This is a genomic window from Amycolatopsis sp. NPDC059027, from assembly GCF_042739735.1.
Classification (GTDB): domain Bacteria; phylum Actinomycetota; class Actinomycetes; order Mycobacteriales; family Pseudonocardiaceae; genus Amycolatopsis.
The window spans coordinates 17,936-40,050 of the sequence record NZ_JBHYIK010000073.1 but is presented as its reverse complement, the minus strand read 5'-3'; the positions used below and the strand labels follow the sequence as shown (position 1 = coordinate 40,050).

The following is a 22,115-nucleotide window of genomic DNA, read 5'->3' as shown; positions in this document are numbered from 1 at the left end:
ACGTGCCGCGCGGGGGTCGGCCTACTTTTGGCCGGATTGGTAACTCGGTCAGTCATCCTTCTCCTCACCGGGTTTTCGTGGCTCCGCGGGGACCCGCCGTTCGTACGGTGTCACACGGTGCCGCCGAACCCTTCGTGGAGCGGCACAAGAATCGCCGGCCACATTCGTGGCGGCGCACGACCCATTCCCCCGGTTCCGCCTCGTAGCGTGCTCAGCACATCGCCGGAGGGAGCAAGGTGTCCACAGTAGACTTCGAGGCCGTGGCATGACCGTGGCACACCGGGACGCGAAGCAGGTCGCGGCCGACACGGCGGCCGCGGCGGGCATCCGGATCCGGGAACTCGGCGAGCCGGCCGAACTGCGGGAGCTGAACGAGCTGTTCCGGGGCATCTGGCGGCCCGACCCCCGCAACCCGCCCATCACCGAGGAACTGCTGCGGGTGCTCGCGCACACCGGCAACTACGTCGGCGGCGCGTTCCTCGACGGCAGGCTCGTCGGCGCCGCCATCGGCCTGTTCGCCGAACCCGCCGGGTACGCACTGCATTCGCACATCACCGGCGTCGGGGCCCTGGCACGGGGACGTTCGGTCGGCTTCGCGCTCAAACTGCACCAGCGGGCGTGGGCGCTGGAGCGCGGGCTGGCGCGGATCACCTGGACGTTCGACCCGCTGGTCCGCCGCAACGCCCACTTCAACCTCGTCAAGCTCGGCGCCCGCCCGGCGGAGTACCTGCCTGACTTCTACGGCCCGATGGACGACCACATCAACGGCGGCGGCGCCACCGACCGGCTGCTGATGTCGTGGGAGCTGGCCGCCCTGGACGTCGAAGCCGCGGCGACCGGGCACCCGTGCTTCGCGCAGCCGGTCCCCCACGCCGAATGCGCGCTGGCGAACGAGGACGGCAGGCCGGAGCCGAGGGCGACCGGCGCGTCCGTCGTGCTGGTGGACACCCCGGCCGACATCGAAGGGCTGCGCCTGGAAGACCCGGCGTGCGCCGCGCTGTGGCGGGAACGGATGCGCGCGGCGCTGAGCGGCCGGATGGCCGGGGGCGCCGCGATAACCGGCTTCACCAAGGACGGGAAGTACGTACTGGAGACGGAGGACTGAAGGCACCGCGAACGAAGGGGGGCGCCACACCGAAATCCGGAGGTTCACCGATGAATCCAGCGCCCGTCATCGAGGACTGGACGCGGAGCAGAATCCGCCGCACCGCCACCCTGACCATGATCATCCTGCTGCTCGCCTGGTCGATCGACTACATCGACCGGTTCGCGATCGGCATGGCCCTGCCCTCGATCGGCGCCGAGTTCGGGCTGAGCAAAACCCTGCAGGGGCTGCTGGTCACCACGTTCGCCGTGGTCTACCTGGCCTGTCAGGTCCCGGCCGGGTTCCTCGCCGACCGCTTCGGGTCCCGCAAGCCGATGCTCGTCACGCTCGTGCTGTGGTCCGGGTTCACCGCGTTGACCGGCCTCGCCGGCACGTTCGGCGTTCTACTCGCGATGCGGGCGCTGTTCGGGATTTCGCAGGGCTGTTTCCCCGCCGCGTCGTTCAAGGCGGTCGCCGAGCGGACCACCCCGGACCGGCGGGCGACGGTCACCGGCGTCATGCTGGCCGCCAGCGGCGTCGGGCCGGGCATCGCGCCGCTCATCGTCGCCCCGTTGATCGCCGCGGTGGGCTGGCGGCACACGTTCCTCTGGCTGGCGCTGGGCGGGGTCCTCATCGGCGTGCTGCTGTGGAGCCTGCTGCCGAAGCCGTTGCCCGCCCGGCTCAACGCCACTGTCGACAACGCGCCGCCGGTCTCCGCGTCGCGGCGGGAGGTGCTGCGGTCGCTGCAACTGTGGAAGTTCGCGGTGCTGTTCTGCTCGATGAACATGCTCGCCTACGGCCTGATCACCTGGGTGCCGAGCTACCTGCTGGAGGCCCGGCACGTGTCGATGGCCCAGACCGGGGTGCTCTCGGCGATCCCGATGCTGGTCACCGTGGTCACCACGATCCTCGGCGGCTGGCTGTTCGACCGGTTCTTCGCCCACCGCACGCGGTGGTTCCTCGCCTCGATCACGCTGGGGACCGCGGTGCTGCTGGGCTTGATGACGGCCGCGGGCACCACGGTGGAGTTCACCGTGTACGAGACCCTCGCGATCGGGCTGTCCGGGCTGAGCACGATGTGCGTCTTCGGCCTGCCGCTGCGGGTCCTGCCGCCGGCACTGACCGGGACCGGGATGAGCGTGCTGAACTTCGGGGGCCAGGTCGCGGGCGCGAGCTCGCCGCTGCTGATGGGCTGGCTCGCCGACACGTTCTCCTACACCGCGGCGTTCGGCCTGCTGATCGCCACCACCGCGCTCGCGGCGATCTTCGCCTTCTGGGTCCCGCAGCGGCCCGAGCAGTTCCGGCTCGGCCGTGCCGGACGGCAGGGCGACGGGCTCGGCCGGGACACCGCTGTCGCCGCGCCGTGAACGGTCCGCGGGCCTGCCCGGTCCCCATCGGCCGGGCAGGCCCGCGGAGGTCAGCCGGTGATGTTCTTCAGGCGGTGGGCCTTGAACTGACTGCCCGCGTCGAGCCCGTAGGTGAGCTCGCGGTGGTCGGTGCCGTAGCCGCCGCGTTGCTCATACGCCCAGTACTTGGTGTGCTGCGCGTTGGACCACTTCTCGAAGATCACCACGTGCCGGGTGTTGTGGTCGCCGATGGCGTCGATGAACAGGTCGCCCATCTTCATGTCGTTCTTGTTGATCGGGACCGACACCTTGCTCCCGGCCAGTGCGACGGTGTTGGGTCCCGGCTTGGCCAGCCCGGCGGCCATGGACACGTAGCCGGAGCAGTCGGTGCGGTAGCCGTTGTGCGTCTTGTTCTGGTCATAGCGAACGCGCTCGGCGGTGTGCGGGTGCCAGGTGGTGGCCCGCTTGATCATCTCGCCGCGGCTGACGGTGAGCGCGGCGGGGACCGCCGGGGCGGCCTCGGCGGCGACCGCGGCCGACTCTCCCCCGTCGACACCGCCGGGAGCCGCCTGTGCCACGGCCGGGGCGCAGAGAACCAGCCCCGTCGCGGCCATGGCGACCGCGCATCTCGTCCATACGGCCATATCGATCCTCCTCTTGTCTGCGGCGACTCTCGCGCGACGGACCCAGTTCAGCGCACCGCGGGCCGCCGCACCAGGGGATGTCAGCCCGTCGCGCGGACGATCACCTGACCGGGTCGCGCGAATCGGTGTCGCGCAGTATCTTCCGATTGAACATGAAACTGCTTCGGCATTTGCCGACGGTCGAGGAGGCTCGCATGAAGCGCGTCCGGACTCCCCTCGTGGCCACCCTCGCGGTGGCCGGGCTGCTCGCCACGCCCGCGACGTCCTCCGCGGCCCCGACGACGGCACAGGCGGGTCTCCCGCCGTACGCGACGTGGATCGCCGACGTCACCGCGGTCACCGACCAGGCCGCGAGCTACCTGACCCAGCGGCTCCCCGGCTCCGGCCGTCCCGCGATCGTCCTGGACATCGACAACACGTCGCTGGAATCGACCTACCACCCGTCACTGGCCGACGTTCCCGCGCTGGCCCCGACGCTGCGGGTCACCCGGCTCGCCGGAGAGCGCGGCGCCACGGTGTTCTTCGTGACCGGCAGGCCGAAGCTGGGTGACGCGGTGACCCGGCACAATCTGGACGAGGCGGGCTACCGGTACGCGGGTCTCTACCAAACGGACCTCCCGGACCTGCTCGATCTGCAGAAGTTCAAGACCACCGCCCGCGCCGACATCGAGGCCAAGGGCTACACGATCGTCGCGAACATCGGCAACAGCGCCTCCGACCTCGCCGGCGGCCACTCCGAACGCACCTTCAAACTGCCCGACTACGACGGCGAACTCCCCTAATATCTGCCCCGGCACGCCCGCTTTTCCCACCGCCGGAGGATGGTGTCATGGCGTTCCCGTGGCAGATAGCCACTTCGAGCGCGGCCGGATCACTCATCGCACTCGCGGGCGTGTTCGCGGGTGCCGTGCTGACGAGCCGGACCCAGAAACGACAGTGGTCACGTGACAAGCTCGCGGACGCGTGCCGGGACGTCATCCACGAATCGACGCGGAACCAGCGTGCGCTCAAACGGTTCTGGGACGAAGGCGAGGTGATCGACTGGACCGGCTGGAACCAGGCACTGGCGTCGTTGTGGCTGTTCGGCCACCAGGACCTCGTCGACGCCGCGGCCCGGTGCGACGAAACGTTCTTCCGGACGAACCGCATGATCCAGCGGGGAGAGCCCTACACGGATCCCCTCTGGCGGCAGGTGCGCGACACGATGGAACACGAACGTCTTCAGTTCATCAACGCGGCCCGCACCCGCGTCCTGCGGATCGACGCGCCCATCCACACGCCGTTGAACACCCGGCCGAACCTCGATCCCGCACCGCCGGAGCAAACCACGCCGCGGTAGCCGGACGGCCTCACACCGCCCGGGTTCACCGCCCCGCGGCCACCGCCGCCGCGTCCGCGCGGAGGTTCGCCAGCGACTCGCGGGCCTGGGCGCGGAACTCCTCGACGCGGGCGAGCTTGATGTCCTCGTAGCCACGGACGACGTCGGACAGTTCGGCGATCGCGGTGACGGCGTCGACGGTGCCCGGCTTCAGGTGCGCGAGCGCGTCCCGCACCAGACGCTGGTACTCGCCGATGAGAGCGCGCTCGACGCGGCGGACCCTGGCATAACCGAAGGCGTCGAACCGCGTGCCGCGCAAGCCTTTCGCGGCCCGCAACGCCTTGAACGTCAGCTCGGCCGAACGCCGCAGCCGCAGTTTGCGCTTCATGCCCATCGCCCGCAGCACCGGCGGGTGCAGCAGTACCGACACCGAGGCGTCCGGCCCGAACTCGTCGTCGCGCCTTGCCCTTTCGACGGTGTCGAGGTGCAGGCGCGCGACCTCGTACTCGTCCTTGTACGCCATGAACTTGTGCAGCCCCTTGGCATACGCGACCGCGACCCGCTCCGCCTCGGCGCCCGCCCGCTCGGTGGCGAGGTCGGCGACGCGCCGGACCTCCTCGGCGTAGCGGCGGGCGTAGTCCTCGTTCTGGAACCCGACGAGGTCCGCGACGCGAGTGGCGAGAACTCGGCCCAGTTCCCCGCTCGGGGCGTGCGTGGCGGCGATCGCGACGGCGACCTCGTCGACCGCCACGGTCGCCCGTTCCGGCGACGACGTCGCGGCCAGCACCGCGTCCCGGTCGAGAACGGCCGCGCGGCCCCAGCGGAACGCGGCCAGCGTCTTCTCGACACCCGCCCCGTTGAGCCGGATCGCCTGCTCGATCGCCTCGGCCGACACCGGGACGCAGCCGTGCTGGAACGCGGCACCGACGAGCAGCATGTTGGCGGGCATGTGATCCCCGAACAACGCCTCCGACAGCGCGAGCGCGTCGAGATAGAAGTTGTCCGCGCCCCGGGTGACGGATTCGACGCGTTCCAGCGCGTCGTCCGGCGTCCCCGGCACCACCACCCTGTTGGTCACCATCGCGGCCGTCGGGACGACGCTGGTGTTGACCACCGCGACGGTGTGCTCGCGGTGGGCGGCGGCCAGGTTCACGTCGGCGGCGGCACCGAGCAGGTCGAAGCCGAGCAGGACGTCCACAATGGACTTCGTCGCGCGCAGGGCGCCGTCGATGGGCTGCTTCGAGATCCGGACGTCGCTGATCACCGGGCCGCCCTTCTGCGCGAGACCGGTCTGCTCCAGCCCGGCGGCGTAGAGGCCGTCGAGGTGGGCGGCCATCTGCAGGATCTGCGACACGGTGACGACGCCGGTGCCGCCGATCCCCGGCATGCGCAGCAACGTGCCGTCCCCGGTGAACCTGATCGGCGGCGGGGTCAGCTCGACCGGCAGGGACGGCACCGCGCGCTTGCGCTTCGTACCCGGCTCGACGAGCAGGAACGACGGGCAGTCGCCCTTGAGGCAGCTGAAATCGGAGTTGCACGACGCCTGGTGGATCCGGGTCTTGCGGCCGAACTCGGTTTCGACGGGACGCACCGAAAGGCAGGTCGACACGTCACCGCAGTCGCCGCAGCCTTCGCAGACCCGTTCGTTGATCACGACCTTCTCGGCCGGGGTCGGCAGCTGCCCGCGCTTGCGCAGGCGCCGTTCCTCCGCCGCGCAGCGGTCGTCGTGGATCAGCACCGTGACACCGTCCACAGTGGAGAGTTCACGTTCGACGTCGGCGAAGTCGTCGCGATGCCGGACCGACGCGATCTCGTCGAGCGCGACCCCGCGGTACGTCTCGGGCTCCGCGGTGGTGATGACGATGCGGCGGACGCCTTCCAGCGCGAGCCACCGGGTCAGCGACGGGATACCGAGCCGCCCTTCGGCCTGCTGCCCGCCGGTCATCGCGACGGCGTCGTTGTAGAGCAGCTTGTAGGTCATCGTGACGCCGGCCGCGGCGGCGGCGCGGATCGCCAGCGAACCGGAGTGGTGGAACGTCCCGTCCCCGAGGTTCTGCACGAAGTGCCGGTCGTCGGTGAACGACGCGAGCCCGATCCACTGCGCGCCCTCGCCGCCCATCTGGGTCAGCCCGATCTGGTGCCCGCGCCCGGCGGTGTCGAGCGCGACCATCGCGTGGCAGCCGATGCCGACGCCGACGAGCGTGTCGTCGCCGGTGCGGGTGGAGGTGTTGTGCGGGCAGCCCGAGCAGAAGTACGGCGTCCGGGCGTCCACAGTGGGCAGAGTGATCCGCGAGACCCTGGCCGGGGCAAGCGCTTTCAGATGCGTGGTGGCGGCGCGGGGCAACCGGTCGGCGCCGAGGCGGGCGGCCAGCGCGCGGGCGACCTCGTCCGCGCCGAGCGTGCCGCGCGCGGACAACAGCGGCCTGCCGGTCTCGTCGTGGCGGCCGACCACGTTCGGCGCGCCGGGCCGCCGGTACAACGCGGCCTTGAGCGCGTCCTCCAGGAACGGCGTCTTGTCTTCCACCACAAGGACTTCGTCGAGGTCGCCGGTCATCGCGGCCAGCTCGTCCGCGTCGATCGGGAAGGGCATGGACAGGCGGATGAGCCGCAGGCCGAGCGTGTCCATCGCGGCCTCGTCGATGCCGAGGTCCGCCAGCGCGCGCAGAACGATGGAGTAAGCCATGCCCGAGGCCAGCACGCCGAAGGTGGCCCGCTCGGCGGTGAAGGTGACCCGGTTCAGCCCGGCCTCCCTGGCGTAGGCGCGGGCCAGGTTGAGCCGCCGGGTGAGCACGTCGTGTTCGGCGTCGACCGCGGCCGGCCCGACCAGCGCGCCGGGCGCGGGCCGCGGCGTCTTCGGCGGTTCGGGGATCTCGTGGCCCAGCCCGGCGACGTCGACGGTGGCCGACGCGTCGGCGATGTCGGCGACGATCTTCAGTCCGGTCCACAGCCCGCTGGCCCGTGACATCGCGACCGCGTGCAGGCCGAGGTCGACGATCTCCTGGATCGAGCCGGGGGCGAGCAGCGGCATCGACAGGCTCTGGCACAGCTGCTCGCTCGCGCTGGGCAGCGTCGAGGACTTGCAGTCCGGGTCGTCACCGATGAGCGCGACCGCGCCGCCGAGCGTGGCGGTGCCCGCGACGACGCCGTGCCGGATCGCGTCGGCGGCCCGGTCGAGGCCGGGGTTCTTGCCGTACCAGAACCCGGTGACGCCGTCGTGGCGGCGGCCGGGCGTCTCGCCGAGCAGCTGGGTGCCCGCCACCGCCGTCGCGGCGAGTTCCTCGTTGAGGCCCGGCTGGAAGACGATGCCCGCGGGTTCGGTGAACCGCGCGGCCCTGGCCAGCTCCATGTCCAGCCCGCCGAGTGGCGAACCGGGGTAGCCGCTGACGAACACCCGGGTGTCCAGGCCGCGGGACTCGTCGAGCTTCCGCTGCTGGAGCATCAACCGGACCAGCGCCTGGATGCCGGAGATCAGCACCCTGCCGCGTTCGGCCGTGTAGCGGTCGTCCAGGGAGACGGCGGCAAGGTCGACGCTCACGGGGAGCCTCCATCCAGGGTCGTTCGTGGTGGGCTACGCCACAGCACAGCCGAAGCGCGACCCCTCGCGCAAGCAAGTCCCGCGAAGCGTAGCGCAACACGCAAAGAACTATTCATGAACGCTGATTCAGCGACTATTGTTTGCGTGTCGGAGCGAGGAGGCGCGGAGTGGCCGAAGTGGACGAGACGGACCTGCGGGTCCTGCAGTTGCTGCGGGAGGACGGCCGCCGGACGTACTCCGAGATGGCCCAGGAGGTCGGGCTGTCGGTCGCCGCGGTCAAGCGGCGCGTAGACCGTCTCCGCGACATCGGGGTGATCACCGGGTTCACCGTCGAAATCGACCACGCCAAGCTCGGCTGGGGCATCGAGGCGTTCACCGAGATCCGGTACGTCGGCACCACCGGCGTCGAGGAGATCATGCGCAACGCCGCCGAACTGCCCGAGGTGCAGACGGTGTTCACCATCGCGGGCGACCCCGACGCGCTGATCCACCTGCGCGCCCGCGATATCGACCACCTGCAGCAGGTCATCGACCACCTGCGCCGGTCCGGCGCGGTGACCGGCACGAAAACGCTGATGATCCTCGGCTCGCGCAGCCGCAAGAACTGACCCGGCTCGGCGTCAGCTCGGGACCGCCAGCGTGGTGCCTTCGAGACGGCCGCGTAGCGTCACCTCGCCCGCCGGGCGCCATCGGGCGGCCTCACCGTCCGAAGTGGACTCGACGGCGTGCCAGGAGGCGAGCACCTTGCCGGGAACGTCCTTCGCGAGGTCGGTGAGGCGGGCCGCCTCGTTCACCGCGTCGCCGATCACCGTGTACTCGAACCGGCGCCGGTCCCCCACATAGCCCGCGACGGCCTGCCCGGTGGCGACCCCGACACCCGCGGCGCAGCCGGGCACCTCGGCCGCCAACCGGGACCCGATCGCGCGGGCCGCCGCGAGTGCCGCCCCGGCGTGGTCGTCGAGGGCGACGGGCGCGTTGAAGATCGCGAGGACGGCGTCGCCGACGAACTTGTTCACCAGCCCGTGGTTCCGGTCGATCTCGTCGACGACGACGGCGAAGAAGCGGTTGAGCAGGTCGACGACCTCGGTCGGCGGGCGGGTCGCGGCGATGGTGGTGGACCCGACGACGTCCACGAACAGCACCGACACTTCGCGTTCCTCGCCGCCCAGTTCCGCGAACCGGTCCACCGCGGCGCGGGCGACCTCCTGCCCGACGTGCCTGCCGAACAGGTCGCGGATGCGTTCCCGTTCCCGCAGCCCGGCCACCATGTCGTTGAACCCCGCCTGCAGCAGGCCCAGCTCCGTCCCGTCGTAGACCGGGATCTCGACGTCCAGTTCGCCGTGCCGCACCTTGCGCAACGCCGCCTGGACCGAGCGGATCGGCGCCACCGTCGCGCGCGTGGTGAACACCGTGAGCAGCATGCCGAACACGATCGCCACCACGCCGAGCACGACGACGGTGACCGCGAGCTTCGTGGCCGAGACGTCCTGGCGGGCCAGCGCGAACACCGCGACCGTCACCAGCCCGGCGACCGGGACGCCGGTGCCGAGGCACCAGAACAGCAGCATCCGCAGCCCGATCCCCGCGCCGGCGGAGTGCCACGCCGCGCCGGTGAGCGCGCGGGCGGCGATGGGCCGGAGGGCGAACTCGCCGAGCAGGTAGGCGTTCGCGCAGACGACGATCCCCGCGAAGCCGACGGTGAATCCGATCGCCGCGACGAGGTTCGGCTGCAGGATCGCCGCCAGCACGGTGAACAGCACCGTCGCCAGCCCCCACAGCGAAAGCTGGACGAGCGTCAGCCGCAGCGGTACGCGCAGCGCGGCGCGGCGTTCGCCCGCGTCGGGCACCCGCTGCTCGGTGACCCACCGCAGCGCACGGAACGCGTCACGGGTGCCCCAGACGGCGCCGACCGCCACCGCCGCGCAGATGTAGACCGGGGTCGCGATGGCCCACACCGACAGCGTCCGGCTTTCGATCCCCGCGCTCGGCACGACGAGCACCGACAGCACCACGACGACTCCGGCGCCGATCAGGTTCGCGACGATCAGGGTGATGGTGAGCAGCACCTGGATCCGGATCCGCAGCGTTTGCCCATCCTGCCCGGCGGGACCGAGCAACCGCGAACCGAACGGGACGGGCGGAAAGTCGCTCACCGCGAAACCCTAGCACGACCCCTGCCAGGCTTGGAGTCCACTGTGGAGTGACAAAAACAGGAACCCGGAATACGCATCGGCATGACAAAAAGCGGTCCCATGCCGTGAAGGCCTCCTTACCGGCGCTCAAGGCGGGCAAGGAGGCCTTCACAGCTATGGAATCCACAAAGGACACTTCCCGTGGGGGGCGGGCGGAAAGCGTCCGTCGTGTGCTTCCGTCAGCCGACGTCGGTGCTGCCGAGCACCGCGTCCTGGTCCGGCGGGTCGAGGGCGAGGTTCACGTCGAACTTCGCCAGCGACGGGTCCGAAACGTCGGTCGTCACGTGGGTGACGGCCTTCGGGTCGACCGAGATCGTCGCCTTCCCGGTCGGGGTTCCCTGCGGGACGGTGAAATCGACCTTGCCCTGAGAGGTGAACTTGATCGGGCCGCTCGGCGGAACCTGCGTGTCCGGGATGGGCAGGTTCACCTTCAGGGAAATGGACTTCCCGTCGCTGACCTTGATCGCCACCGCGGCGTCGATCGAGCCGCCGATCTTCTTCCCGCCGACGAGACGCAGACCGTCGCCCACGCCGTCCCCGGTGTCCACGTCGAGGGTGAACGGCACCGAAACGGGCTGCCCTGGGGTCGCCTTGGCCGGGATGTCCACGTGGACGACCGTTTTCACCTGCTGGTCGCCGATGATCGGGAAGCCACCCTTCCAGGTCAGCGGCTTGTCCGCGGCGCTGGCCGCGCCCGCGCCGCACACCGTGACGACGGCCGCCGCCACCGCGACGATCCCGGCCCTGGCGAGCCGGGTACGCGTTTTGGTCGCTGTCACATTCAGCTCCTTCTTCGTTGAACGAATACTGAACTGGGGGATAATGAATGGCAGGCCGGGTGCCCGGCCGCTCGATGGCAACGGTAGTGGGTAAATAATGGCCCCGACAACCGGGCCGTGTGACTTTAACGAGATATCTTCCTATTCATCACACTGGCACGAAACAATCCGGCATTCATTGTCATCCGACTGCGGATTTCGACGCTTCCTCCGGTGAATATCGAAATGTGGAACCCGCACGGCCGTGACAGTTTTTCGCGCCGCCGCCCGCTTCAGGCGGCCAGGAACGGAAGCAGACGGCCGAGCAGGGCCTCGGGCCGGTCGAGCGGGATGATGTGCCCGCAGTCCTCGACGAGATGACCTTCGAGGTCGTCGGCGATCGGCCGCAGCTGCCGTTCCAGACTCCGCCCGACCGGGTGCGCGCCGACGGCCATCGTGGGCACGGTGAGCCGCCGGTCGCGGACGGCGTCCCGGATCAGCTCCGCGTTCGCGGGCATCGCGCGGTAGTGGGCGAAAGCGCCGCGCAGTGCGTCGGATCCGGTGTACGCGCTGACGAACGCGTCACGAATCGGCTCGGGCACACCACGGCCGTGCGTCCCGGAGTCGAGGAACCAGCCGATGTACTCCGCCTCGTGCCCGGTCAGTACCGTCTCGGCCAGCCCGGGCACGGAGTGGAAGCCGAACCACCACGGTTTCCCGCCCGCCAGGAACTCTTCGGCGCCGGGCAGGACGCCCAGCAGCGACTCCATCAGCACGAGCCGCCGGACCCGCTCCGGGCGACGCAGGCCCAGCAGGAACGCCGGCGGTGTGCCCGCGTCGATGCCGACCACCGCGGCGGACGGCTCCCCCAGCGCGTCGAGGATCCCCTCCGCGTCATCGGCGAGCGTGCCCGCGTCGTAGCCGTCGGGCGGCCTGGTGCCGGCGCCGAGGCCGCGCAGGTCCGGCGCGAGCACGCGAAAATGCCGCGCCAGCACGGGAATGACCGCGCTCCACAGCCGCCAGGTGTGCGGGAAGCCGTGGAGCAGCAGGACGGCGGGGCCGGTGCCGGCGACCGCGACGGACGTCTCGATGCCGTTGGTCGCGACGCGCCGCAGGGTAACCCCTTCGACGGTGGTGGTCATGACTTCTCCCGGATAGTGGTTACCATTGGTGACCAGATCAACGTAGGTAACCGTCAAGGCTTCGCCAAGACGGCACTTTCCCGACAGGTGGTGAGCCCGAGGTGACCTCCCGACCGGCCCCGCGCGGTGACGTGTTCGACCCGGCGTGCCCGGCCCGGCGGCTGCTGGACCGCATCGGCACGAAGTGGACGTCGATGGCCGTCAAGGTCCTCGCCGAGGCCGATCCGCCCGAAGTGCGCTTCGCCGAGCTCAAGCGCCGGATGCCCGGCGTGTCGCAGAAGATGCTGTCCACGACCCTGCACAGCCTGATGCGGGACGGCCTGGCCGCCCGCCGCGTCGAACCGACCGTGCCGCCACGGGTGCACTACCGGCTCACCCCGCTCGGCCGCTCCCTCGACGGGCCGCTCGCCGCCGTCCGCGCGTGGGCCGAGGAGCACATGGCGGAGATCGACGAGGCCAACGCGCGCAGTGACGAGAACGAGAAGAACACGGAAAGCGCTGCCACCCCGGTGCGGTGACCGCCGCCCCGGACCCACCGCCGGTGTCGCCAGGACGGGTCGAAGTCGATCATTCGGAGTATCGGTAACCCCCGTTTGCTGATAGCGTCCCCAGATCCTGAGCTCGCGGAGGCGTCAGTTCTTGCCGGGGAACGCCCGAGCGCGCGGTGTGAGGCAGGTTCAGATGCGTGACGATGTGGTCCAGGCGAGCTCCGTGCTGGCACACCCGCCCGAGCGGGTGTGGGAAGTGGTCGGCTCGCCCGAGCGCTACTCGCGGTTCGTGCCGGAGATCAGCTGGTGCGAGGTGGTCGAACCGGCCTCGTTCGGCCGCGGCCCGCGCTGCCTGATCCGGCTCCGGCCGCGCCGGGGCGAACTCGTCGAGGAACAGATCCACGCCGTGGTGCACCGCTCGGGCGAGCACGTCGTATGGCGTGGCGTGCAGGACGAGCGGAGCTGGGTCTCGGTCGAACTACACCCGCTCCCGGACAGCCGCACCGAACTCGTGGCGCGGCTGATGCTGCCCTCACCCCGCGGCGAGATGTCCTCGGCGGCGCTCCGGCGCAGTGTTCAGGAGATCGCGCAGCGCATCGACCTGCACCTGTCCGGCCGCCCCGCCCCGCCGGACCGCGCGCAGGACAACAGAGCCACGACGCTGAGAACCGCGAGCACGCTGGTACGGGCCGGGGTCCTGTCCCCTGGACGGCCCGACAAGGTGGCCCGGCAGCTGACCTCGCTCGCGCAGTGGGGCGCCACGGTGGCGGGCGGGTACCAGGCCGCGGCGGCACGCGGGCCGGACGAGCTCGCCCTGCACGACGAACGCTGCGTCCGCACGTTCGGCCAGACCGAGGAACGCAGCAACCGCCTGGCGAACGCGCTCGCGGACCGCGGGGTCAAGGCCCGCGACCGGGTCGCCCTGATGTGCCGCAACCACGCCGCGATGGTGGAGTCGTTCATCGCCTGCGGCAAGCTCGGCGCCGACGTCGTGCTGCTCAACACCGGGCTGTCGGCGAGCGCGGTGGCGAAGGTGATCGCCTCGCACCAGCCGGTCGCGGTCCTCGCCGACGACGAGTTCGCCCACGTGATCAAGGACGTCCGCGGCGAGTTCCTCCGGGTCAGCACCTGGCCGGAGGCCGAGGCGGGATACCCGACTGTGGACGAGCTGATCGCGGGCGCGGAGGCCACCCGGCGCAAACCGGTGGACCGGCCCGGCCGGATCGTCGTGCTCACCTCCGGCACCACCGGTGTCCCGAAGGGGGCCCGGCGGCCGACCCCGAAGGGTGTCGGCGCGGCGGCGGCGCTGCTGGACCGCATCCCGCTGCGCGCGAACGACCGGATCGTGGTGGCCGCTCCCCTGTTCCACACCTGGGGGCTGGCCGCGATGCAGATCGGGATGGCGCTGCGGGCGTCGCTGTCGATGGTGCGCCGGTTCGACGCCGAGGAGACCCTGCGGACGATCGCCGAACAGCGGTGCCATGCGCTGTTCGCGGTGCCGATCATGCTGCAGCGGATCCTCGACCTGCCGTCCCGGATCCGCGGCCGCTACGACCTGTCCTCGCTGCGGATCGTGGCGAGCAGCGGCTCGGCGATGTCCGGCTCGTTCGTCCGCGAGTTCACCGAAACCTTCGGCGACGTGCTCTACAACCTCTACGGCTCGACCGAGGTGTCCTGGGCGAGCATCGCCGACCCCGCCGACCTGCGTGCCGCGCCGACGACCGCGGGCCGCTGCCCGCCCGGCACGCGGGTCGCGATCCTCGACGAGGACCGCCGTCCCGTCCCGCCCGGCGGCGAGGGCCAGATCTTCGTCGGCAACGAGATGCTGTTCGACGGCTACACCGACGGCGGGAGCCTGCCCAGGGCCCACGACCTGATGGCCACCGGCGACGTCGGCTACGTCGACGCGGACGGCAGGCTGTTCGTCACCGGACGGGCCGACGAGATGATCGTCTCCGGCGGCGAGAACGTCTTCCCCCGGCCGGTCGAGGAGGCGCTGATGGCGCTGCCCGGGGTCTACGAGGTCGCGGTGGTCGGGGTGCCGGACAACGAGTACGGCCAGCGGCTCGCGGCCTACATCGTGCCCCGGCGCAACGCGCGGCTGCACGCCGAGGACATCCGCGCCTACATCCACCAGCGGCTGGCCCGGTTCGCGGTGCCGCGCGACGTCTACTTCGTCCCGGAGCTACCGCGCAACGCGACGGGCAAGGTGCTCAAGCGGCTCCTCAACGACGACACCTGGCCGATCGACCCGGACGGCGGCATCGCACCCGTGTGGCCGGGGCACTGACTCCGGTCAGCCGCGCGCGAGGGCCCTTCGCTCCCGCATCGACTGGCCGAGCCAGATCAGCCCGAGCGCGGCGCCGACGAGCGTGAGCGTGGCCGCGGCCAGCGGCAGACCGCCGATGCCGAGCACCGCGCTGAGCACGAACAGAAGCGCCGCGGGCACGGCCGCGCTCGCCGTCACCAGCGCGGGCACGACGGCACTGGACCGATTCGCTCCGGACATGTGCTTCCTCGCCTTCCCCCGGGGTGCCCTCCCCTGGGCACCGTCCTCCCACCGTATACCCGAGGCCGGACGCGCGGCCCGGGTACCCGGGTGACGACGGCCACCGCGGGGCCCGGACCCACTTGAGTCTACAAAGGACACTACGGCGCGACGGCCTCCACGCGGGCCGGAACGTGCTTGTGCCACGGCGTGCCCGCCAGCCAGTCCCGATGCCCGAGCGAGGTCAGCTCGTTCGGGGCCACACCGGCGATCCCGTGTTCGGGGTGATCGACGCCGAGGCCGTTGGGCAGCGAGACGTGACCGGGCTGCATCATGTCGGTGATCTCGACGACGACCTCGGCCGCGCCGCGTTCGGTCACCACGCGCGCGGGGCCGCCGGAGGTGAGCCCGAGCCGCGCCGCGTCGTCCGGGCTGACGCGGAGCGCGCCCGCCGCGTCCCGGCGCCGCCAGGTCGGATCGCGGTAGATCGTGTTGGCGGTGAAGGAACGCCGCTCCCCCGCCGACAGCACGAACGGGAACTCCTCGCTGACCCAGCCGGGTTCGGCGTCCCGCAGTTCGCCGAGCTTGCCGAGCAGTTCGGGGATCCCGACGGTGAACCGGCGGTCGGGACGGCGCACGTAGGTCCACACGTCCTCCCACTCGTCGACGGTGAACGTCACCCCCGACGGCGTCGACACGATGGCCTCGAACAGTTCGTTGCCGTCGGCGAATCCGGCGCGGCGCACCGCTTCGGGCTGGGTCATCGCGCACAGCTGGGCCAGCCCCCACACCGCGGCGGTCCCCCGTTGCCCGGCGGGAAGGGCCGCGCCCAGCGTCTCGTAGAGCACGTACGGCGCGAGGCCCATGAGCGCGGGGTCGGCACCCGCGGCGGTGAAGAACGCGGCCGCGAACTCGGCGCGTCCCGCATGGGCCGCCGCGGTGAGTTTCGCGATCACCTCGGCATCGACGACGTCGAGATGCCGCAGCACGCGGGCGTAGATCTCCGGCTCCGGCAGGGTGCCGGGCAGCGGATCGAGCGCGGGCGGGCGCAGCTGGAAGGTGTTGTGCGGGAATTCGACGTTGAAGAACGTGGCTTCCCACTTCTCGAACTGACTGGACGCGGGCAGCACGTAATCGGCGTGCCGGGCCGTTTCGGTGAACGCGACGTCGACGACCACGACCAGGTCGAGTGCGTCCAGCGCCTCGCGGAAAGTCCGGGAATCGGCCAGTGAATGGGCCGGGTTCACGCTGTCGATCCACATCGCGCGGAAGCGGTCGGGATGATCGGTGAGGATCTCCTCCGCGATGGAATTGCACGGCACCAGGCCGGAAATGATGCGCGCCCCGGTCACCGGGGTCCGTTTGCCGCGCACACTTTTCCCGCTGCCGCCCGTCCCGGCACCCGCGATCGCCGCGAAGCTCGAGTGCAGGAACATCGTGCCGGGCCTGCCGAAGTTGCCGGTGAGGATCCAGATCAGCTTGTTCAGATAGGACACCAAGGTGCTGTTCGGTGCCTGCTGCACGCCGAGATCCTCGTAGGTGGTGGCGCTCGACGCGGTCCCGATGCGCCGCGCCGCCGTCCTGAGCAGATCTTCGGGGACACCGCACCGCCGCGCGTACACCGCGACCGGGACCTCGGCCAGCGCGGCCACCACGGACTCGGCGCCGGTGGTGTGCTCGGCCAAGAAGTCGTTGTCCAGCAAGCCTTCCTGGACGAGCACGCCGAGCAGTGCGGCGAGGCACCACGCGTCGGTGCCGGGTTTGACCTGGAGGTGGATGTCGGCCATCGCCGCGGTCTCGCTGCGCCGCGGGTCGAGCACGATCATCGTCCGGCCGGGGTCCTTCGCGATCTCGCGCAACGTGGGCCGCGCCCGCGGGAAACTGTGCGACTGCCAGGGATTCTTGCCGACGAACACCACGACCTCGGCGTGCTCGAAGTCGCCCTTGGTGTGCCCGCCGTAGAGCTTGCCGTCGACCCACATCTCGCCGGTCTTCTCCTGCGCCAAGGCGTTCGAGAAGTACTTGGCGCCCAGCGCGGCCTGCAGCGCCCGGTTGTAGACGCCGCCGAGGTGGTTGCCCTGGCCGCCCCCGCCGTAGAAGAAGATCTTGTCGCCGCCGTGGGCGTCACGTACGGCCGAAAGCCGTTCCGCGATCTCGCGGAGCGCGGTGTCCCAGTCGATTTCCTCGTACGTCCCGTCCTCGCGACGACGCAGCGGGGAATTCAGCCGGTGCCTGCCGTTCTGGTAGTGGTCGAGCCTCAACGCCTTTTCGCAGGTGTACCCCGCGGACGCCGGATGTTCCTTGTCGCCGCGGATCCGGTCGAAGCGGCGGCCGTCGAGCTTGATTTCGATGCCGCAGTTGCACTCGCAGAGGATGCACGCGGACTTGCGCCACTGGTCGGTCATGACTCCCGCTCCCTGTCGCCGGTTCAGGACGCCGCAGTGCGCTCGCGCTCGGCCGCGGCCGACTTCTTCAGATCGGCGAAGCGGATGGTCTGTCCCGCCGCGCCCCAGTTCCCTTCCGGGACTTCGCGGATCAACGTCCACACGTGCAGCGCCTGGGCGGGGTCGAGCCCGGCGGCCGCGGTGACGGCGGCGTGGACGTCGGCGACGAGACCGTCCTTGCGCCGCTGCGACAACGCGCCTTCCGGCACGGTGATGTCGACGCGGTAACGCGGCGTGCCACCGGGACGTCCGCCGACGGCGAGCCCCCCCTCGGGGATCTCGTGCAGGTAGACCCAGGTGATCTCGCGGAAGAACTCGGTGTCCGGGGCGCCTTCCCAGCGCAGCAGGATCGTCGCGAGCTCGTCCGGCAGGGACTTGGCCGCGGCGTCGCCGAGGGCGCCGGCGGGAACGGTGATGTCGATCAGCGGCATGACGGCCTCCAGGGGGCGACATAGGGCTACTGTCGAGTAACTATGGACTCTGTCATAATGCTGAGTCAAGCGGGTCCGACCGAAGAGGAGGATGCGGAGTTGGGGCGAAGGCCAGGACAGAGCCGTCAGCGCATGCTCGACAGCGCGATCGCGTTGCTGCGAGAACGGGGTGCCTCGGGGGTGAGCATCGACGCCGTCCTCGCACGCAGTGGCGCGCCCCGCGGCTCGGTGTACCACCACTTCCCCGGCGGCCGGAACGAGCTGATCACCAGCGCGGTCGGCCAGGCGGGCGAGTTCATCGGCGCGCTGATCGACCAGGCGGTGGCCGACGGCGATCCCCGCGCGGTGCTCGACGGGTTCGTGGCGTTCTGGAAGCGGTCTCTGCTGGACAGCGGCTACCGGGCGGGCTGCCCGATCGTCGCGCTCGCCGTCGACAACCGCGAAGACCTGCCCGAGGCGGCCGAGCTGGTCCGGGAGATTTTCGCGCGCTGGCACGAAAAACTCCGCGACCTGCTCGTCGGCGAAGGCGTACCCACCGACCGGGCGCGGCGGCTCGCCACCCTCGCGGTCGCCGCGATCGAGGGCGCGGTGATCCTGTGCCGGGCGGAACGCAGCAGCGTCCCGCTCGACGACGTCGTCACCGAGATCGCCCCGCTGTTCGGCTGAAACCGGTTACGAGGCGACCCCGGCGAGGAAGCGTTCGACGAGCAGGGCGATGTCGTCGGCGGTGCGGTCCGGGCTCGCGCTGGGCTGCATGATGTGGCTCAGCACGGTCCGCACGACGGTGTCGATGGCGACGTCCAGCTCGCGGGCGGGCAGCGCGGGCGCCGTCGCCTCGACATGCTCGCGCAGCACGGTTTTCGCGGTTTCGATCAGGGTCCGCGACTGGGTGGTCAGCAGCGGCAGGAGATCGTGGCCCGCGCCGTGCGACGCGCTGACGATCGCGTGCAGCAACGGGGTTTTCGTGGCCAGGACGAGCACGTTGTGACAGGCACGCCGCACCGCGTTCACCAGATCACCGGGATAGGCCTCGAACGCGGCGTCCACCGCCGTCAGGAAGTTCTGCAGCTCCGCCAGCACGATCGCCTCGGCGAGCTGCTGTTTCCCGCCGATCTCGTTGTAGACGGTCTGCCTGCTGACCCCGACCAGGTCGGCGAGTTTGCCCATGGTCACCGAGGACCAGCCGGTCTCGACGGTGGCTCTGGCCGCGGCACCGACGATCCGGCTTCGCAGCGTCAGCTCCTTCTCCCGCGAGGACGGCGGCGCGACAGTCATATCCGTGATGCTAGCCAATCTTCCGCCCCAGAGCGGCGAAGGTGAGAGCCTCCTCCCACTCGCCGCGCTCGGCGACGCGCCGCCGGTACTTCATGATCTCGCGGGGCCGGTCCACGGTCAGCGCGCCCACCAGCCGGTCGCCCCGCCGGTACAGCGCGGTGAATCCCTTGACGGCGCGGGAAGTCACGCGGACCTCGTCGGCACGCGGGGTGCCGACGAACTGGAGACGATGCCCGTACCAGTCCGACCAGAAGTAGGGCACCGGCTCCAGCGGCACGGCCGACGCCGGGTCGAGCGCGTGGCGCGCCGCCGCCGCTCCCTGCTCGGCGGCGTTCGTCCAGTGCTCGAGCCGCATCAGGTCGCCGTCGAAGAGCGGGCTGGCCGCATGGGCGACGTCGCCCGCCGCGTAGACACCCGGCACGTTCGTGGACAGCGTCGAGCCGCACACCACTCCGCCGTCCACGGCGTGCAGCACCAGACCGCTCCCCCGCAGCCAGCCCGTCGCGGGCGCCACGCCGATGCCCACGACGACCAGGTCGGCGGCGATCTCGTCACCGTCGTCCAGCACGACGCCGATGACCCGGCCCGCGTGCGAAGCGACGCCCGTGACCCGCGTGCCGAGCCGCAGATCGGTCCCGTTCTCGCGGTGGAGTTCGGCGCAGATCGCGCCGGCGTCGCGTCCGACGGACCGGATGAGCGGCAGTTCCAGCGCCTCCACGACGGTGACCGGCAGCCCGCGCTTACGTGCCGCCGACGCCACCTCCGACCCGATGAACCCGGCGCCGATCACCACGGTGCGGGCACCGGCGTCGAGCGCGGCCCGGATCGCCAGCGCGTCCTCGACGGTGCGCAGCTGGTGCACACCCGCGATCCCTTGTCCTGCCGGGAAAGCGTGCGGGGTGGCGCCGGTCGCGATCACCGCCGCGTCGTACGGCACCGGGCGGCCGTCGACGACCACCTCGCGCTCGGCGGTGTCGAGCGCCTGCGCCGGAGCGCCAAGGCACAGCCGGACGTCCCAGTCGTCCCGGAGCTCGTCCGCGGACCGGAACGGCGTCACGACGCCGTCGTGCCCCTCGCCAAGGAAGGCCTTCGACAGCGGAGGCCGGTCGTACGGCAGGTGTTCCTCGGCGCCGATCAGGGTGATCGAGCCGGTGTATCCGCCGCGCCGCGCGCTCTCGACCGCGCGAAGTCCCGCGAGCGAGGCGCCGACGACCACGAGGCGCTCCACGGCTTCAGCCCTTCAACGTCAACGCGAGCACCGGGCACGCGTCCACGGCGGCGGCCAGCTCCCGGCGATGTTCCTCGCCCGGGTTCTCGTCGAGGACGACCATGGTGCCGTCGTCCTGCACCTCGAAGAACTCGTGCGCCATCGCCTCGCACATGCCCAGGCCCTCGCACCTGGTCCGATCCACCACGATGTTCATGTCAGTGACTCCTTGATTCCTGTTCGGCTGCTGCGAAATCGACCTTTTCCCGCACCCCGCAGTCCGGGCAGCACCAGTCGTCGGGGACCTCGTCCCACGCGGTGCCGGGCGGGAAGCCCTCACGCGGATCGCCGGCGGCTTCGTCGTAGACGTACTCGCAGCCGGGGCAGACGAACCGGCTCATGCGATCGCCTCGCTCCGCGAGACAGTGTTGAATCCCTTTTGGCGCATGATGTCTTCGATTCGCTCGCAAGCTTCGCTCATGACGCCACCGCCTCGTACTTCGCCAGCACCTTGCCGCGCTTGGCGGGCTGGATGTTCGCCCGGGAGATGTCGCCGTCGAAATGCGTGAGCACGCGGCGGTCCATCACCCGGCGCCACACCGGCGGCACCAGGGCGAGCACGATCATCCCGGCGTACCCGGTGGGCAGCACCGGGGACTCCTCGAAGTCGCGCAGGGTCTGGTAGCGGCGGGTGGGGTTCGCGTGGTGGTCGCTGTGCCGCTGCAGGTGGTACAGCAGCACGTTGGTCGCGATGTTGTTGGAGTTCCAGCTGTGGCTGGGATCGACGCGCTCGTAGCGGCCCTTGCCGTCCGGGCCGGTGCGCTGCCGCAGCATCCCGTAGTGCTCCATGTAGTTCACGACTTCCAGCAGCGAGAAGCCGACCACGGCCTGGATGATCAGGAACGGCAGGATGTCGGCGCCGAAGGCGATGATCATCCCCGCCCACAGCACCGCGGACATCAGCCAGGCGTTGAGCACGTCGTTGCCGAGCCGGAACGGGTGCTGGTTCCGGCGCGCGTAACGCTTCTTCTCGAGGTTCCACGCGCTCTTGAGCGAACCCCACACGGTGCGCGGCCAGAACCGGTAGAAGCTCTCGCCGACGCGGCTGCTCGCCGGGTCCTCCGGCGTGGCGACACGGACGTGGTGGCCGCGGTTGTGCTCGATGTAGAAGTGTCCGTAGAAGCTCTGCGCGAGGGCCACTTTGGACAGCCAGCGCTCGTGGCTTTCCTTCTTGTGCCCCAGCTCGTGCGCGGTGTTGATGCCGATGCCGCCGACGCATCCGATCGAGACGGCGAGCCCGATCTTGTCCACAAGGGACAGATCGCCCTTCGCGATGAGCCAGAAGGCGCCGATGAAGCCGACGTACTGGATCGGCAGGTAGAGATAGGTGATCCAGCGGTAGTACTTGTCGTTCTCCAGCGCCTCGATGACGTCGTCCGGCGGGTTGGACCGGTCGAGGCCCGCGATGAGGTCGATCGCCGGGACGATCACCAGGATCACCACCGGGCCGATCCAGAACCACGCGCCCCAGCCGGTGAGTTCCCGCATCCCCACCGCGATGAACGCGAGCGAGGGCACTACCAGGCCGATGAGCCAGAGGTAGCGCTTCCTGTCCTTCCACTGCCCGGTCGATCCCTCGGGGATCGTGCCGGTGTCCTCGGCTGCGACGGCCACTGCGTCCTCCTCGACGAGCGTGCTTTTACAACACCATAGGATTTGTACAGTGGATTTGACAAGTGGAAGATGCTTGTAAAGTTCTGACG

General features: G+C 70.5%; 19 protein-coding genes and 1 pseudogene. 8 read left to right on the top strand and 12 right to left on the bottom strand.

The features are described from left to right. Nucleotides 1–265: 265 nt before the first annotated feature. Both ACFWY9_RS36520 and ACFWY9_RS36515 read left to right on the top strand, forming a co-directional pair. A complete protein-coding gene (locus ACFWY9_RS36520) occupies nucleotides 266–1,105 on the top strand; it encodes a GNAT family N-acetyltransferase (RefSeq protein ID WP_378341045.1) in 840 nt (279 codons plus the stop codon). A 50-nt stretch (nucleotides 1,106–1,155) separates the two neighbouring features. Then, a complete protein-coding gene (locus ACFWY9_RS36515) occupies nucleotides 1,156–2,451 on the top strand; it encodes an MFS transporter (RefSeq protein WP_378341044.1) in 1,296 nt (431 codons plus the stop codon). Nucleotides 2,452–2,501: 50 nt separating this feature from the next. Here ACFWY9_RS36515 and ACFWY9_RS36510 read toward each other — a convergent pair whose 3' ends face one another. Next, nucleotides 2,502–3,074 (bottom strand): hypothetical protein, encoded by a 573-nt coding sequence (locus ACFWY9_RS36510; protein WP_378341043.1) that lies wholly within the window; start codon nucleotides 3,072–3,074, stop codon nucleotides 2,502–2,504. Between the two features lie 194 nt (nucleotides 3,075–3,268). Between ACFWY9_RS36510 and ACFWY9_RS36505 the strand changes: the two genes are divergently transcribed. Further along, on the top strand, nucleotides 3,269–3,856 hold the full coding sequence (locus tag ACFWY9_RS36505; protein ID WP_378341042.1) for an HAD family acid phosphatase: 588 nt from the start codon (nucleotides 3,269–3,271) through the stop codon (nucleotides 3,854–3,856). A gap of 47 nt (nucleotides 3,857–3,903) precedes the next feature. Then, nucleotides 3,904–4,413, top strand: coding sequence for a hypothetical protein (locus ACFWY9_RS36500; RefSeq protein WP_378341041.1), 510 nt, complete (start codon nucleotides 3,904–3,906; stop codon nucleotides 4,411–4,413). A 25-nt stretch (nucleotides 4,414–4,438) separates the two neighbouring features. Here the strand turns inward: ACFWY9_RS36500 and ACFWY9_RS36495 are convergent, their stop codons facing one another. Beyond that, entirely contained in the window at nucleotides 4,439–7,927 is a 3,489-nt protein-coding gene (locus ACFWY9_RS36495; RefSeq protein WP_378341040.1) for an indolepyruvate ferredoxin oxidoreductase family protein, read from the bottom strand. Nucleotides 7,928–8,094: 167 nt separating this feature from the next. Between ACFWY9_RS36495 and ACFWY9_RS36490 the strand changes: the two genes are divergently transcribed. Then, a complete protein-coding gene (locus ACFWY9_RS36490) occupies nucleotides 8,095–8,535 on the top strand; it encodes an Lrp/AsnC family transcriptional regulator (protein WP_378341039.1) in 441 nt (146 codons plus the stop codon). Nucleotides 8,536–8,547: 12 nt separating this feature from the next. Here ACFWY9_RS36490 and ACFWY9_RS36485 read toward each other — a convergent pair whose 3' ends face one another. The 3 genes from ACFWY9_RS36485 to ACFWY9_RS36475 form a co-directional block, all read right to left on the bottom strand. Then, nucleotides 8,548–10,080 carry an adenylate/guanylate cyclase domain-containing protein gene (locus tag ACFWY9_RS36485; RefSeq protein WP_378341038.1) on the bottom strand — a complete coding sequence of 511 codons (1,533 nt, stop codon included), beginning with the start codon at nucleotides 10,078–10,080 and terminating at the stop codon, nucleotides 8,548–8,550. A gap of 218 nt (nucleotides 10,081–10,298) precedes the next feature. Further along, a complete protein-coding gene (locus ACFWY9_RS36480; RefSeq protein ID WP_378329378.1) occupies nucleotides 10,299–10,898 on the bottom strand; it encodes a DUF6801 domain-containing protein in 600 nt (199 codons plus the stop codon). Nucleotides 10,899–11,170: 272 nt separating this feature from the next. After that, nucleotides 11,171–12,019, bottom strand: a complete 849-nt coding sequence (locus tag ACFWY9_RS36475) for an alpha/beta fold hydrolase (RefSeq protein WP_378341037.1) — start codon at nucleotides 12,017–12,019, stop codon at nucleotides 11,171–11,173. Between the two features lie 101 nt (nucleotides 12,020–12,120). Between ACFWY9_RS36475 and ACFWY9_RS36470 the strand changes: the two genes are divergently transcribed. Next, nucleotides 12,121–12,537 carry a winged helix-turn-helix transcriptional regulator gene (locus ACFWY9_RS36470; protein WP_378341036.1) on the top strand — a complete coding sequence of 139 codons (417 nt, stop codon included), beginning with the start codon at nucleotides 12,121–12,123 and terminating at the stop codon, nucleotides 12,535–12,537. Between the two features lie 163 nt (nucleotides 12,538–12,700). Then, a complete protein-coding gene (locus tag ACFWY9_RS36465) occupies nucleotides 12,701–14,797 on the top strand; it encodes an AMP-binding protein (protein ID WP_378341035.1) in 2,097 nt (698 codons plus the stop codon). Between the two features lie 6 nt (nucleotides 14,798–14,803). Here ACFWY9_RS36465 and ACFWY9_RS36460 read toward each other — a convergent pair whose 3' ends face one another. From ACFWY9_RS36460 to ACFWY9_RS36450, 3 genes are all read right to left on the bottom strand, one after another. Then, complete coding sequence (locus ACFWY9_RS36460; protein ID WP_378329382.1) at nucleotides 14,804–15,016, bottom strand: hypothetical protein; 213 nt, start codon at nucleotides 15,014–15,016, stop codon at nucleotides 14,804–14,806. 140 nt (nucleotides 15,017–15,156) lie between these two features. Further along, nucleotides 15,157–17,400: a molybdopterin-dependent oxidoreductase gene (locus tag ACFWY9_RS36455; RefSeq protein WP_378341034.1), complete on the bottom strand. Its 2,244-nt coding sequence runs from the start codon at nucleotides 17,398–17,400 to the stop codon at nucleotides 15,157–15,159. 23 nt (nucleotides 17,401–17,423) lie between these two features. Then, complete coding sequence (locus ACFWY9_RS36450; protein WP_378341033.1) at nucleotides 17,424–17,870, bottom strand: 4-oxalocrotonate tautomerase family protein; 447 nt, start codon at nucleotides 17,868–17,870, stop codon at nucleotides 17,424–17,426. Nucleotides 17,871–17,969: 99 nt separating this feature from the next. Here ACFWY9_RS36450 and ACFWY9_RS36445 point away from each other — a divergent pair, with 99 nt between their 5' ends. Then, nucleotides 17,970–18,536: a TetR/AcrR family transcriptional regulator gene (locus ACFWY9_RS36445; protein ID WP_378341032.1), complete on the top strand. Its 567-nt coding sequence runs from the start codon at nucleotides 17,970–17,972 to the stop codon at nucleotides 18,534–18,536. Between the two features lie 6 nt (nucleotides 18,537–18,542). Here ACFWY9_RS36445 and ACFWY9_RS36440 read toward each other — a convergent pair whose 3' ends face one another. From ACFWY9_RS36440 to ACFWY9_RS36425, 4 genes and pseudogenes are all read right to left on the bottom strand, one after another. Then, nucleotides 18,543–19,145, bottom strand: a complete 603-nt coding sequence (locus ACFWY9_RS36440) for a TetR family transcriptional regulator (protein WP_378329386.1) — start codon at nucleotides 19,143–19,145, stop codon at nucleotides 18,543–18,545. 10 nt (nucleotides 19,146–19,155) lie between these two features. Continuing rightward, nucleotides 19,156–20,373, bottom strand: coding sequence for an NAD(P)/FAD-dependent oxidoreductase (locus ACFWY9_RS36435; protein ID WP_378329387.1), 1,218 nt, complete (start codon nucleotides 20,371–20,373; stop codon nucleotides 19,156–19,158). Nucleotides 20,374–20,377: 4 nt separating this feature from the next. Next, on the bottom strand, nucleotides 20,378–20,569 hold the full coding sequence (locus ACFWY9_RS36430) for a ferredoxin (RefSeq protein WP_378329388.1): 192 nt from the start codon (nucleotides 20,567–20,569) through the stop codon (nucleotides 20,378–20,380). A 1-nt stretch (nucleotide 20,570) separates the two neighbouring features. Then, nucleotides 20,571–22,026: pseudogene (locus ACFWY9_RS36425) on the bottom strand (fatty acid desaturase). Nucleotides 22,027–22,115: the final 89 nt, after the last annotated feature.